At 33.0% G+C, this 14,944-nt stretch carries 12 protein-coding genes; 3 read left to right on the plus strand and 9 right to left on the minus strand.

The features are described from left to right. Window positions 1-116: 116 nt before the first annotated feature. Together ACSVH7_RS04300 and ypfJ are read left to right on the plus strand one after the other, a co-directional pair. Complete coding sequence (locus ACSVH7_RS04300) at window positions 117-4,136, plus strand: PAS domain S-box protein (RefSeq protein WP_438065464.1); 4,020 nt, start codon at window positions 117-119, stop codon at window positions 4,134-4,136. Window positions 4,137-4,152: 16 nt separating this feature from the next. Beyond that, complete coding sequence (gene ypfJ / locus ACSVH7_RS04305) at window positions 4,153-5,016, plus strand: KPN_02809 family neutral zinc metallopeptidase (RefSeq protein ID WP_438065465.1); 864 nt, start codon at window positions 4,153-4,155, stop codon at window positions 5,014-5,016. A 58-nt stretch (window positions 5,017-5,074) separates the two neighbouring features. Here the strand turns inward: ypfJ and ligA are convergent, their stop codons facing one another. The 5 genes from ligA to rpsF form a co-directional block, all read right to left on the minus strand. Beyond that, window positions 5,075-7,075: an NAD-dependent DNA ligase LigA gene (ligA, locus tag ACSVH7_RS04310; protein WP_438065466.1), complete on the minus strand. Its 2,001-nt coding sequence runs from the start codon at window positions 7,073-7,075 to the stop codon at window positions 5,075-5,077. A gap of 69 nt (window positions 7,076-7,144) precedes the next feature. After that, a complete protein-coding gene (locus ACSVH7_RS04315; protein ID WP_438065467.1) occupies window positions 7,145-7,618 on the minus strand; it encodes a DUF6495 family protein in 474 nt (157 codons plus the stop codon). 109 nt (window positions 7,619-7,727) lie between these two features. Next, window positions 7,728-8,171, minus strand: coding sequence for a 50S ribosomal protein L9 (gene rplI / locus ACSVH7_RS04320; protein ID WP_438065468.1), 444 nt, complete (start codon window positions 8,169-8,171; stop codon window positions 7,728-7,730). Window positions 8,172-8,236: 65 nt separating this feature from the next. Then, a complete protein-coding gene (rpsR, locus tag ACSVH7_RS04325; RefSeq protein ID WP_024982097.1) occupies window positions 8,237-8,533 on the minus strand; it encodes a 30S ribosomal protein S18 in 297 nt (98 codons plus the stop codon). 5 nt (window positions 8,534-8,538) lie between these two features. Continuing rightward, window positions 8,539-8,880, minus strand: a complete 342-nt coding sequence (gene rpsF, locus ACSVH7_RS04330) for a 30S ribosomal protein S6 (protein WP_024982098.1) — start codon at window positions 8,878-8,880, stop codon at window positions 8,539-8,541. Window positions 8,881-9,046: 166 nt separating this feature from the next. Here rpsF and ACSVH7_RS04335 point away from each other — a divergent pair, with 166 nt between their 5' ends. Continuing rightward, window positions 9,047-9,742, plus strand: a complete 696-nt coding sequence (locus ACSVH7_RS04335; RefSeq protein ID WP_438065469.1) for a LytR/AlgR family response regulator transcription factor — start codon at window positions 9,047-9,049, stop codon at window positions 9,740-9,742. A 12-nt stretch (window positions 9,743-9,754) separates the two neighbouring features. Here ACSVH7_RS04335 and priA read toward each other — a convergent pair whose 3' ends face one another. The 4 genes from priA to nadC all read right to left on the minus strand — a co-directional run bounded on the left by priA (window position 9,755) and on the right by nadC (window position 14,801). Continuing rightward, window positions 9,755-12,205, minus strand: a complete 2,451-nt coding sequence (gene priA, locus ACSVH7_RS04340) for a replication restart helicase PriA (RefSeq protein ID WP_438065927.1) — start codon at window positions 12,203-12,205, stop codon at window positions 9,755-9,757. A gap of 141 nt (window positions 12,206-12,346) precedes the next feature. Beyond that, complete coding sequence (locus tag ACSVH7_RS04345) at window positions 12,347-12,778, minus strand: DUF2147 domain-containing protein (RefSeq protein WP_438065470.1); 432 nt, start codon at window positions 12,776-12,778, stop codon at window positions 12,347-12,349. Between the two features lie 192 nt (window positions 12,779-12,970). Then, a complete protein-coding gene (locus ACSVH7_RS04350) occupies window positions 12,971-13,930 on the minus strand; it encodes a YihY/virulence factor BrkB family protein (protein WP_438065471.1) in 960 nt (319 codons plus the stop codon). A gap of 13 nt (window positions 13,931-13,943) precedes the next feature. Next, complete coding sequence (nadC, locus tag ACSVH7_RS04355; RefSeq protein ID WP_438065472.1) at window positions 13,944-14,801, minus strand: carboxylating nicotinate-nucleotide diphosphorylase; 858 nt, start codon at window positions 14,799-14,801, stop codon at window positions 13,944-13,946. Window positions 14,802-14,944: the final 143 nt, after the last annotated feature.

Below are 14,944 nucleotides of genomic sequence, written 5' to 3' on the forward strand. Positions count from 1 at the left end.
AATTATTTTACAATTTTTCAACTATTTTGATGCACATTACATCATTTTAACTTAAATTTATTATTATTTCCTAGTAAAGCAAGTAAAGTACCACTGTTTAAATCATTGATTTTATATTGAATACAGTCATTATATATTCGATACTACAAAAAGTAACCACAAACAGTTGGTGGTTGTATACATTAAATAACAATGCTGTCCTTTCATTAGATTATAACAAACCTCAAATGCTCCAACTGTATATTTTTATACTCTTTTTGGGGCTTTCGGTTTTAGTGTTTTTTTCGTTTCGTAGAATGAATGCTAGTACCACGATTCATGGCGTACAATTAATACAAAATGAATATCGTGCCTATGTTTTACTTTTTGGAACCGTAATTATAGCTCTAGAATTACTATTTGATTATTTTAAAATTCGTCCCAAAAGCTTACTGCTTCAAAACACAATAGTAGCCATACTTGTTATTATCAATTATTTTCTGTTTGTAAAAATTGCCTTTATAAAAAATAACATTAAAAAAGTATTTTCGGCTTGTTATATATTTTATTTCATAATGGTTACACTGAACGTAATCAACTATGCAACAGATTACATTCCAAAAGTAGCGTTTGTGGTGTTACTTTTTTTATCCTTTGACTTTTTAAAAGGTAAAAATGTGTATCAATATTTTCAGGTTTTTGTGTTATCTATAATAGTAATAATTATCTCAAATGAGAGTATACCTATTAGAGATGGAGCTTATTTATTGAGCTATAGTATATTTATTTTTATTGTAAATTTTATTCGTAAACATATCAATACTACGCAAGAGAATGAAAGTAACTTCATAAAAAACATTGTAAATAATGGAAATTCTCTAATTATTGCAAGTAAATATGATGGTGAAATTTTGTACTGCAGTAAAACCATCACTTCAATTTTGGGTTATTCACAAGTAGAGGTATTAGGTTTTGAATTTTGGAGACTTACTGAAGATGCCGAATTTATTGGTTTACCTTATCTAGATCATTTTGTTGATGGACAAATTTATACTCGAAAACTCAAATGTAAGGACGGCTCCTATAAAACTATTCAATGGACTGATAAAAAGTTTAAAAATGAAATCATCATTGGTATTGGACAAGATATAACTGATCAAATCAATCTGAACAAAAAGTATGAAGACATCATTCAAAATGCCAATGATTTAATCTTTGAGACCAATAACAAAGGAGCTTTTACCTTTATCAATCATTTCTCTGTAAAAATTCTTCAATTCGAGGATAAAGAATTATTAGGTAAAAACTTCGCGTCTATAATTCGTGAAGAATACAGCAAAAAAATCATGCCGCTGCTTCTAAAAAACAGCAATAATAATCCAATTGAAATTCAATTAGCTACAAAATACGAAGACAACATTTGGATTTCCTTGAAATTAATTACCCGAAAAAATGAAATGGGAAAAATTATTGGTTATTCCGGAATCGGAAGAGATATAACCATACAAAAAGAAAATGAATTAAAAATTTTTGAACGCCAACAAAAAATAGAGTTATACAATTCAACTATTAAAAACTTATTTTCCGTTAATTTTAGGGAATACGACAATAGCGAAAGTGTCATAAAATTAGTCCTAAAAACTACTTCTGATATCTCTAAATGTGATCGCGTAAGCTTCTGGAAATATCGAGATAAAACCATTTTTTGCGAATGTATGTTCTATCTTCAATCACAAACTTTTGGAAAAAAAATCATATTAAAAAAAACAGAGTATCCTAAACATATACAAATAATTAAAGAAGGTATTCAACTTTCAAAAAATAACGTACAAGAAAATCCAGAAGATAATGAGTTGTATGATACCTACTACAAAGTTTATAAAATAAAATCAGCCATTGACACTCCTATACATTTAAATGGAGAGTTAATCGGAGTGCTTTCCTTTGAAACCGTAAAGGAATACAGAAATTGGGATCAAGAAGATCTCACTTTTGCAAGAACTATTGCTGATATATTATCGCTAACCATTACAAATCAAAAACAATTTGAAACTGAAAAAAAATTACAATCTAAAAGTGATTTATTAGCCGAGATGGCGCTATGTACCGAAAAATTCTTATTAAGTAAAAGTTTAAACGAAATGTTTACTGAAACGTTTCGAATTATGGGAAATGCAACCCAAGTGGATCATTTGTTTTATTATGAAAAAAATCCTTATACTCAACTGATAAGTCAAAAATTCAAATGGGCCAAAAAAGGAGTCCCTTTACAAATAACAAAACTTAAAGAACATACAGAAACACAATTAGAAGAAATTATAACCAAACTTTCTAGAAAAAAATTATTTAAAGCAAAAACTAACAACCTAAAAGAGTCATTTCTTAAAGATTTATTGGTATCCAATCAAGTCAAATCAATTTTAATTGTTCCAATCTATTACCAAGAGAGCTTTATCGGATTCATCGGTATGGATGATTGTTCGTTTGAAAGAACTTGGACCAAAGAAGAAATATTTATCATAAAAACGCTAGCCAGTAATATTTCCTATGCCATAGAACGAGATCGAAATGAAAAATTAATACTGAAAAGTGAAGAAAAATTTAAACTTATTGCCAGTAACATACCCGGAACAGTTTATCTTTCTAAATATGATGATTTTGCTACAAAAGTGTATCTTAATGACTCCATCGAGACCTTAACAGGCTATTCAAAACTAGATTTTTTAGAAGAAAAAGTATCGCTGCGCTCGTTATTGCATCCTGAAGACAAAGACAATGTACTTGAACATCAAAAAAGTAATTTTGAGAACGGCAAACCTTATCACGATCGCTACAGAATTATAAAAAAAACAGGAGAACCTATTTGGGTAGAAGAATTTAGTGATGCCATTAGAAAGGATAACAAAATAGAATATGTCGGAGGAATAATATTTGATATTTCGGATAAAATTATTTCGGAAATTATCTTAAAAGAAAAAGAATTCGCCGAAGCTGCTAACAAAGCAAAATCAGACTTTCTGGCCAATATGAGTCACGAAATTAGAACCCCATTGAATGGTATTATTGGATTTACCGATTTGTTAATGAAAACGCATCTGAATCGTACGCAAGAAAAATACATGACTACGATCAATCAATCGGCACTTTCCCTTTTGGATATTATCAATGATATTCTGGATTTTTCAAAAATTGAAGCTGGAAAATTAGATTTGGTAATTGAAAGACAGGAACTTTCTGAAATTCTCAATCAAACTATCGACCTAATTTTTTATGAATCCAATCAAAAACAATTACAGCTTCTTCTGAATATAAGCCCAGAAGTTCCCAAATTCGTCTGGATTGATTCGGTTCGACTGAAACAAGTTTTCATCAATCTTTTGGCCAATGCCGTAAAATTTACTGAAAAAGGAAGTATTACTTTGGAGGTAAATGTTCTAGCAAAGAATGAATTTAACGAACATACACTACGCTTTTCAATTATAGATACTGGAATTGGAATTCTTGAAAAAAATAAGAAAAAAATATTTTATGCTTTCTCACAAGAAGACAGCTCCACCTCTAAAAAATTTGGAGGTACAGGATTAGGACTTACTATTTCTAATCAATTGCTGAGCTTGATGCATAGTAAACTCCAACTGATAAGCCAAATCAACAAGGGAAGCACTTTTTATTTTGATATCACACTTAAAACAGGAAATGAAAACACCTTTTATGATACTGAACCGTCACAAAATCCAATAGTTAGAACTACTGAAACAAAAGTAAAACACGATATTCCTAACTTAAAAATAATGATCGTAGAAGACAATGTAATCAACATGTTACTTCTAAAAACAATTTTAAAAAATCTTTTTCACGAAGTGGTCATTTTTGAATTTTTAAATGGAAAAGAAGCTGTAGAGCAGTTTGAATCCTTACAACCAAACCTGATTTTTATGGATATTCAAATGCCAATTATGAACGGTTACGAAACTACTAAAGCAATCAGAAATACAGTCACTGGTAAAAAACTTCCCATTATTGCCATAACAGCCGGAACGGAAAAGGAAGAACGAAAAAAATGTTTAAAAGCAGGCATGAACGACTATATTCCAAAACCAATCATAAAGGGAATAATTGAAGAAGTAATATTCAAATGGATCAAAGAAATTAACTAATGTAAAACCACAACATATGAAATGGCAAGGTAGAAGACAAAGCGAAAATGTAGAAGATCGCCGAGGAATGTCAACTGGAGGGAAATCAATCGTAGGTGGAGGTATCATCGGCATAATCATTTTATTAGTCAATATTTTTGGTGGCGAAAATGCCCAAATGATCACCCCAGTTTTAGAACAATTCAACAACCAGTCACAAAGCGCACCTACAAAGCAAAGAGCCTCAACCCCTAATGAAATAGAAGAAGGCAATTTTGTAAAAACAATTGTTGGAGACAACGAAGACATCTGGTCTAACATTTTTAAAGAAAACAATCTTCCTTTCGAACCAGCAGGACTGGTGCTTTTTTCGGGTCAAGTTTCCACTGCATGTGGAGGCGCTAGCTCAGCATCAGGGCCTTTTTATTGTCCCGGCGACAAAAAAATCTACATGGATATGTCTTTTTTTGAAGAATTAAGAACCAAATTTGGTGCACAAGGTGGAGATTTTGCAGTGGCTTATGTTATTGGACACGAATACGGTCACCACATTCAGAATTTACTAGGGACTTCCACCAAAATGCGTCAACTCCAGCAAGGAAAAAGCGAAGCCGAGGCCAATAAACTCTCCGTAGCCCTAGAACTTCAAGCCGACTTTTATGCTGGTTTATGGACGCACTACAATGAAAAGATGAATGCCATTTTAGAACCCGGAGATATTGAAGAAGCCTTAAGTGCAGCGCAAGCAGTAGGCGATGATGCCATTCAAAAGAAAATGCAAGGCCATGTTGTTCCTGATTCATTTACGCACGGCACCTCTGAACAACGGATGTATTGGTTTCAAAAAGGATTACAATCTGGTGATATCAAACAAGGCAATACTTTTAATTACATAAAATAAATAAAAGAGCGGCTAAATTTCACAATTCAACCGCTCTTTTTTAAAATTCTAGTTTTTATCAATTTTGCAAAAGGATACTAAATGATTCTTCTGATAAAATTGTAATACCTAGTTTAGTAGCTTTTTCTAATTTGGAAGGCCCCATATTATCCCCTGCCACCACGTAGTCAGTTTTAGAAGAAATAGAACTCCCTACTTTACCACCATTATCTTCAATAGTTTTCTTTAAATCATCTCTAGAAAATTGCTCAAAAACACCTGAGACTACAAAGGTTTTTCCAGAAAATTTTGTGGTTGCATTCGGGTTGACCTTTTCAACAATCTCCAATTGAAGTCCATGAAATCTTAGCCTTTCGATGATAAGGTTGTTTTCTTCATTTTCGAAAAACTCAAGCACACTTTTGGCTATTCGTTCACCAATTTCATCTACCAAAATCAAATCATCAAAAGTAGCGTTCTTTAAAGCCGATATTGTTTTATAATGCTTGGCTAATTTTTTGGCAACCGTCTCCCCTACAAAGCGTATCCCTAAAGCAAACAAAACATTTTCAAATGGAATATCTTTCGATTTAGCGACCCCATTTATCAAATTCTCAGCAGATTTTTGAGCCATACGTTCCAATGGTAACACTTGTTCTACAGTCAAATCATACAAATCTGCATAATTATGAACCAAACCATTATTATATAATAAAGCTACGGTTTCTCCACCTAAACCTTCAATATCCATTGCCTTTCGTGAAATAAAATGTTGAATTCTCCCAATAATTTGAGGAGGACAACCATAAAAATTAGGGCAATAATGATTGGCTTCACCCTCTGAGCGCACCAAGATGGTTTGACATTCAGGACAATTTGTAATATAGTGTGTTATTGCGGAATCTACAGGACGTTTTGCAAAATCTACCGCGATAATCTTAGGAATGATCTCTCCTCCTTTTTCTACAAAAACGGTATCACCTACGCGAATATCTAATTTTTCTATTTGATCAGCATTATGTAAGGAAGCGCGTTTGACAATTGTACCTGCCAATTGTACAGGTTCCAAATTTGCAACAGGTGTAATGGCCCCGGTACGTCCCACTTGATAAGAAATCGAACGTAATTCAGTACTAACTTGTTCTGATTTGAACTTGTAAGCGATGGCCCAACGAGGAGATTTTGCAGTATACCCTAACTCGTCTTGATAAGATAAAGCATTTACTTTGATTACCACACCATCCGTTTCATAAGGAAGTTCATGACGATGCGTATCCCAATGGGTGATAAACTCAAAAACTTCATCTAAGTTTTTTGCTAATTTGGTTTCTTTAGGAGCCTTAAATCCCCAATCTCTAGCCTCTTGAAGTGCTTCAAACTGTGATTGAAACGGCAAATTATTTCCTACTAAGGAATAGAGTAAACAGTCTAATGGTCGCTTGGCTACTTCTGAACTATCTTGTAATTTCAAACTTCCTGAAGCAGTATTCCTTGGATTTGAATAAGGTGTTTCTCCAATTTCAATCAATTCCTGATTCATTTTTTCAAAACCAGCAAAAGGCAAGATAATTTCACCGCGAATCGCAAAATGGGCAGGAAAATCCCCTTTCAATTGCAATGGAATCGATCTGATTGTTTTGATATTATTGGTCACATCATCGCCCTGAAAACCATCACCACGAGTGACTGCACGAGACAATTGACCGTTTTCATAAGTGATGCTAATAGACGCACCATCGTATTTTAATTCACAAGTATATTCGATAGGAACATCACCTAAAACCTTTTGAATTCGGATTTCCCAGTCCACTAAATCTTCTTTAGAATACGAATTATCCAAAGAATACATTCGATAATCGTGAACTACCGTTTGAAAGTTTTTTGTAATGGCTCCCCCTACTCTTTGCGTTGGAGAATTAGCATCAAAAAATTCGGGATGAGCTGCTTCTAACGCTTGCAGCTCTTTTAATTTTTGGTCAAATTCGAAATCCGAAATTTGAGCTTGATCTAACACATAATAATTGTAATTGTGTTGGTCTAATTCGGAGCGTAACTGCTGAATTGTATCTTGAATAGTCATGAAGTAAAAAAGGCTATTTTAGGTTTAAATAAGGTACTAAAATAGCCATTTTATACTTTAAACCCTAGTTTATGATTCAATAATAGTATTAATTTGACTAAACAATTGACCATCACTTAAAAAAGCACCTTGTTGAATTAACTGAAACAAGGAATAATTTCGCTCCTCGGTAAATACTTTTTTACCCACTTTCATTTCAATGGTTTCTGTAAACATATTGTCCGAAAGCCATTGTAAACCTTCTTTGGTCAAAAAATCAACTTCAGGAACTAATGATTTTAGAACAATTGATTTTACTTCCGTATCAAAGCATTGAAAAAGGAAAATATGATTTTTAGAAAAATGTTCTAAAAACTTCGCCTTGGTTAATACACCTTCCCAAATCAAATCTGAAAAAACATCCAATTCTTGTTCGGCTACCTCAGGTTTCTCTTTTTTAATAGTATCCCATTCGGCTTTATCAATAGACTGAGTTGCTAAAAAAGTAGTAAATTCTTGGTGTAACTCTTCGAACTGTTCTTTGGTTAATCTTGTGTATTTCATTTTAATATAATTTAAACTAAAAGCAATCAATAACTCTTACTTATCTATAAAATAAAAAATCCCGATTTCGTTAAAAACGTATCGGGATTTAAAAAAGTAAAAGTTAAAATTATGCTTTTTCTGCAATAATTTCATATGCTAATTCAACGATTACATCTCTGTGTAAACGAACAGAAGCACTGTATTTACCGGTACGCTTAACGATACCGCTAGTGATAAATTTACGATCAATGTTTTGACCTGCATTAGCCAAGGCTGCAGCAATGTCGATATTTGTAATTGATCCGAATAATTTTTCACCACCTGCTTTAGCAGCGATTTTAATTTCTAAAGCTTTCAAGGCTTCAGCAGTAGCTTTTGCATCAGCTACGATTTTAGCTTCTTTGTGCGCTCTCTGCTTCAAGTTTTCAGCCAATACTTTCTTTGCAGAAGATGTAGCTAAATGAGCAAATCCTTGAGGAATCAAATAGTTACGACCATAACCGTTTTTTACAGTTACGATATCATCTTTAAATCCTAAGTTTTGAACGTCTTGTCTTAAAATAAGTTCCATGTTGTTGTCCTTTTATTAGAGAAGTTAGGTTTCATGAAGAGAAAACCAACAACTATTTTTATTAATTATTTAAGTAAATCAGCCACATATGGCATTAAAGCTAAGTGACGAGCTCTTTTTACAGCTACAGACACTTTTCTTTGGTATTTCAAAGAAGTACCAGTTAAACGACGAGGTAAAATTTTACCTTGCTCGTTCACAAATTTCAATAAGAAATCAGCATCTTTATAATCGATGTACTTGATTCCAGATTTTTTGAAACGACAATACTTTTTAGTTTTGTTGATTTCAATGTTTAAAGGAGTAAGATATCTGATATCTCCGTCTTTTTTTCCTGAAGCAGATTGTTGTAATGTTGCCATGATAATTAAGCTTTAGTAGATTTAAGTTTTGCTCTTCTTCTTTCAGCCCAAGAGATAGCGTGTTTGTCTAAAGTTACAGTTAAAAAACGCATTACACGTTCGTCACGTCTAAACTCAGTCTCGAATGGCAAAAGAACTTCACCAGCTACTTTGTACTCGAATAAATGGTAAAAACCACTTTTTTTGTTTTGAATTTCGTAAGCCATTTTTTTAAGACCCCAATCTTCTTTCGATACCATTTCAGCTCCTCTACTAGTAAGAAATTCTTCAAATTTGCTTACTGTTTCCTTTACCTGAACCTCAGATAAAACGGGATTTAAAATGAAAACAGTTTCATAATGATTCATAAATAATATATTTATTTGTTAAATTGGGTGCAAAAGTACTATTTTTATTTTATTCTGCAACTTTATTACTGAAATAATCGACAAAGTGTGAAAATTATGGCTGTAAATTTGTTTTACATAATAAAAAAAAATACATTTACCTAACCAAATCTTAAACTATTCCATTATGAAACTAAACTGTGTTGTTGTTGATGATAGTTCCATACAACGAATGATTATTGCGAAATTAGTGAACAATCACCAACATTTGCATTTAATAGGAGATTTTTCTAATGCCCTTGAAGCGAAAAATTGCATGTCAATTCATGCTGTGGACTTGATTTTTTTAGATATCGAAATGCCTGTTATCTCAGGATTTGATTTTTTAGATGGGCTAAAAACTAAACCACAGATTATTTTTATTACCTCAAAAGCTGAATATGCCATGAAAGCTTTTGATTATGATGCCACCGATTATTTACAAAAACCCATAGCGCTAGAACGTTTCAATGCCTCTGTTAAAAGAGCCATTGATTTACATTTGCTTAAAACAGAAAATAAAGAAGAAGAAGGCGATCATATTTTCATAAAAAGCAATCTAAAAAAATTAAAAGTTTTTGTTTCCAAAATCAAATGGATTGAGGCTTATGGCGATTATGTAAGGGTGGTTACAGAAGAAGATAGTAATTTGGTTTTATCAACTATGAAAGCCTTTGAAAACGATTTGAGTAAAGAAAAATTCGTCAGAGTTCACAAATCTTACATTGTAAATATCGACAAAATTGATCGTTTCAACAGTAAGTTCGCAGAAATTGGCATCAATAAAATTCCCCTTAGCAGGAATAAAAAAGAGGATTTAATTAAAGCGCTTTCAATGTCATAAAAAAGATATTACTTAGTAATAATCCACATTTACGATAACTTTTATTGCCCTGTATTGCGCAACAGCTTCAAAACTACTCAAAATTCTCTTAATACTATTTTTAGTACCCCCAATAGATTTATCTTGTGGAATTTTTACCATTATGGTTCGCATATATTCGTTTCTTATTCTATTGATAGCAGGTTCTTCGGGTCCCAAAACCGGAACATCTATTGTTTGTGCAAAAACCTGATACAGCCACATTGCCCCTTCTTTTAATTTGTCGAAATCTCGATGCTTCAACGTCAACTTGATTAACCTAAAATAGGGCGGATACTTATAAATTTGTCTATCATACAATTGCTCCTTATACATTCCTTCAAAATCATTTCGAGTCACTTGCTGAATGGTATTATGCATGGGGTTATAGGTTTGAATTATCACTTTTCCTTGTTTTTCGGCTCGTCCTGACCGTCCTGCCACCTGAGTCATCATTTGAAAACTACGCTCGAAAGCTCTAAAATCCGGATGATACAACATGGTATCAGCATTCATAATTCCCACCAAACTCACATTTTCAAAATCCAATCCCTTGGCCAACATTTGGGTACCAACTAAAATATCAATCTCTTGATTCTTAAAACTATCTATTATTTTTTCAAAACCATATTTTCCTCTTGTTGTATCTTGATCCATTCGACCAAGTTTAGCATTAGGAAATAATGACAATAATTCTAACTCAATTTGCTCTGTTCCAAATCCTTTAGTAGTCAAATCAATACTAGAGCAGGAATGACAATGAGTTGGTTTTCCCATAGCATATCCACAATAATGACAACGTAATTGATTTTTGTATTTGTGAAAAGTCAAACTCACATCGCATTGTGGACATTGGGGAATATTTCCACAAGTCATACATTCAACAATTGGAGAAAATCCCCTTCTATTTTGAAACAAAATCACTTGCTCTCCCAACGATAATGCCATTGTAATTGCTTCAATTAAAGCATCACTAAAATGCCCCTTCATTCGCTTTTTGAAATAATTTTCTTTTAAATCCACCAATTCTACTACTGGCATTTGCCCTTTTCCGAAACGCTCCTTCAAGCTTACCAAACCATATTTAGCTTTTTGCGCATTATAAAACGTTTCTATACACGGAGTAGCAGAACCTAATAACACTTTAGCCTTGTGAAAATTAGCCAAGACTATAGCAGCATCTCGGGCATGAAATCGCGGAGAAGGATCTGCCTGTTTAAAAGTTTGCTCATGTTCTTCATCAACAATAATCGCTCCTAAATCCTGAAAAGGAAGAAACAGCGCAGACCTTGCACCAATCACAATTTGCGCTTTTTCAGAATTATGCAAAACCTGTTGCCATACTTCTACGCGTTCATTAGTATTGTATTTCGAATGGAAAACCGCAATTTTATCTCCAAAATACAAACGCAAACGCCCAACCAATTGAGTAGTCAAGGCTATTTCTGGCAATAAATACAAAACTTGCTTTCCGCTAGCCAAGTAGCTTTCTATCCATTTGATATAAATTTCGGTTTTCCCACTTGCGGTGACTCCATGAAGTAAGCAAACCTCTTTTTGAGTAAATTGATACTGAATTGCATCAAAAGCAATTTGCTGAGAATCACTTAAATTCAATACCTTAGCACTTATTTCACTTGAATATTGCACCCGATCTTGTTGTACATAATATTCTTCAAAAATCCCTTTATCGACTAATGCTTTTACAGTTGCAGTAGTAACTTTGGCCGATTCCACTAATTTTTTTACTGGAATTGGCTTCTTCTCAACTGCATTTAATTGAAAAAAATGCAGCACAATATCTTTTTGCTTTTGGGCGTTTTTTAAAGTTTCCATTAAATTAGCCAAACCATTTTGCGTGTTGTAATCAGGATGTAAACGTACATAACGTACTAATTTAGGCTTATAACCTTCCATCATTTCCTCTTCCAAAAAAAGTATTTTCTTTTCAATCATTTTATGAATAACCGGAAATACATTTTTTTTATTCAAAATCGCTACAATATCATTGACTTTGAGTGAAGATTGTTGTTGTATGGCCTGATAAACCAAATATTCCTCATCCGATAACTGGGCTTCATCTACAAAAGAAGTCAAACGAGCAGAGACTATTGTTTCGCTTTCTAACAACAACCCACTAGGCATTGCATTTCGATACACTTCCCCAATCCCGCACATATAATAATTGGCAATCCAAAACCAATGATCGATTTGAATAGCAGTCACAATTGGCACTTGATCCAATATTTGATGAATTTCTTTGGCTTGATACACCAAAGGATCGTTTTGATGCAACTCAACAGCTATTGCAGTATAAATTTTACTTTTACCAAACGGCACTGCCAACCGCATTCCTTTTTTAATAAAATGAAATTCGGTTTCAGAGACTCGATAAGTGAAGGTTTTAGCTAGCGCTAAGGGCAAAATTACTTCGACGAAGAACATGTGGTTGATGATTTTGTCAAATGACAATTTTTGAAAGGTTGTTTTCTCTTTAGCCCAAAAATAATAAAAAAAACCTCAGCACCCTATTTCAAAATTGTACTTGAAATAAAAGCGCTGAGGAAATTCTTGGAATTGTTGAGATTATTTCACTCGATGCCAGTATTGAGTTCTTCCGATTAAAGAAAAACCAATGTAGCCTCTAACTTTTAATTTATCTTTTCCTTCTAAGGTAATAAAGCACTTATATTTTTTCCCTGTTACTGGATCTGTAATTGATCCATCATTATATTCTTCAGCGTCTTTTTTCAATCCTTTAACAATAACCATACCTAAAACTGGCTTGTTTTTTTCCTCACCAGAACATTCTGTGCATAATTTATCTTTCTTTTGAGGATCTAAAATATCAATAATTTTTCCATATATTTTACCTGATTTTTCATATACTTCTACGATTGATTTTGCCTTACCGGTTTCGTCATCAATGGTTTTCCATTTCCCTAAAACCGTTTGACTTTGTGCTGTAGCCACAACTGCTAAATACAAAATACTTGCTACTAGAAAGTTTTTTTTCATTTGTTCTGTGTTTTCTTAATTTTTACTTTAGTACGCCCTGATGAAAGCAATATCTTTTTTGAAGTTTCGCACAAACGTAGACTTAGAAAAATATTCAGCACAACAGGAAATAGCTTCTAACTTTTTAATTACTATTTTTTTGAAGTCCAAATGTATTCAAAAAAAGAAGATTTTGTCTTATTTATAACACAACTATAACGTTTTTTTAGATTTAATCTCGTTACGATGAGATTGAATAATTGCATTAAGCTCAAAACCAAGCAAAAGCAACATACAATTAATCCAAATATAAAACATCATTATCAAAAGTGTTCCAATAGACCCGTATAATTCATTGTATTTTGAAAACTTAACCACCCAAATCCCAAACCCATAGGAAGAAATAATTATTAAAATAGTAGTAAAAACAGATCCTACAGATATAAATTTGGGTTTATCCCTTTGTTTAATACCGAAGCGCAATAAGATAGAAGTAGTCAACAAAATCATCAAAGATAAAAATATATACCTGCCTAATTGAATCAAAGGAATAGTATCACTCAATACGTCTTGGATTTTTGATTTCTGAATAAAAACTTCAAATACAACGATAATTGCGACTGTAAAAAGCAATAAAAATGATAAAAAAATTGACATTCCTAGTGCTACTAAATATTGATCAACAATCCCCCTTTTTTCGGTAACAAGCCTAGATCCTTCAAAGCCACCTAAAATAGCATTTAAACCATTAGCCATTAGAAAAATTGACAATAAAAATCCAGACGACAACAAACCCGAGTGACTATTATTCAAAATATCATCAATAATTCCTGCAATAGCATCGTAGGTGTTAGGAGGAACACTTTGCTCTACAAATCGCAAAAAATCAACTTGAAAACCTTGTATAGGAATAAACGGAATTAAATTTAAAATAAAAAGAGCGAAAGGAAATAAAGCCATGAAAAAACTGAAAGCAATAGCTCCTGCTCTTACATTTAGTTTCCCCTTTACAATTCCATCAAAGTAAGAACGCAGAAAATCATATAAAGAAAGCTCTTCTAACCATAGTAATTTCCGATTTTTCAAAAACGACATCACTTTTTTAACCAAAGTACATTCTTTAATGTAGTTTTTTAGCCAAATTTCAAAAGGGACTTTATCCGTATCATCCATAATTTTTTGCGTATCAGATTGCTTTTAAACTCAAATCCATGTTATAAACCGAGTGCGTCAAAGCTCCTGAGGAAATAAAATCAACTCCACAAGCAGCGTATTCTTTGATTGTTTTTTCATTAATATTTCCAGAAGATTCGGACTGGCATTTGCCGTTAATCATTGCCACTGCTTTGCGGGTATCCTCATAATTAAAGTTATCAATCAAAATTCTGTAAATACCGTCAGACTTTAAAATTTCTCCTATTTCGGCTAAATCTCTAGCTTCCACAATGATTTTTAAATCCAAGTTGTTTTCCTTTAAATAGGCTTTTGTTTTGTCGATAGCTTTTGTGATGCCTCCAGCAAAATCGATATGATTGTCTTTGAGCATAATCATATCATACAACGCAAATCTATGATTCACTCCTCCCCCAATGGTTACTGCCCATTTCTCGGCGGCACGGAATCCTGGCGTAGTTTTACGAGTATCTAAAATTTGGGTTTTTGTACCTTCTAGCAAACGAACATAACTGTTTGTTTTAGTCGCAATGGCCGACATTCTTTGCATCGTATTTAGTACCAAACGTTCTGATTTTAATATCGACTGTGAACTACCCGATACGTGAAAAACCACATCGCCATAGCGCACAGGCGTTCCATCTTGTATAAAGGTTTCTATTTGTAAGGAAGGGTCAACATAGTTGAAAATCATTTTAGCCAAGGCAACACCTGCAATTATCCCATCTTCTTTTACTAGCAATTTTGCTTTTCCCGTGGCCGTTGACGGAATACAAGCTAAGGAGCTGTAATCCCCTGGACCTACATCTTCGCGAATACCATTAGCAATAAACAATTGTAACTCTTGTTGAAACTGTGCTTCTGAAATCATTCTCTTATTATTTTGTGGCGCTAAATTAATCAAAAACGATGGCAAAAGCTAGTCCAAAAACCAAAATAAACTATCAAAATTAGCCGAAAAAAAACCAGCAAAAACAAGGGTTTTCATTAGGAGTATCCCATTTTTTAAATCCT

It is taken from the genome of Flavobacterium sp. TSSA_36, assembly GCF_051547165.1.
In the GTDB taxonomy this organism is placed as follows: domain Bacteria; phylum Bacteroidota; class Bacteroidia; order Flavobacteriales; family Flavobacteriaceae; genus Flavobacterium.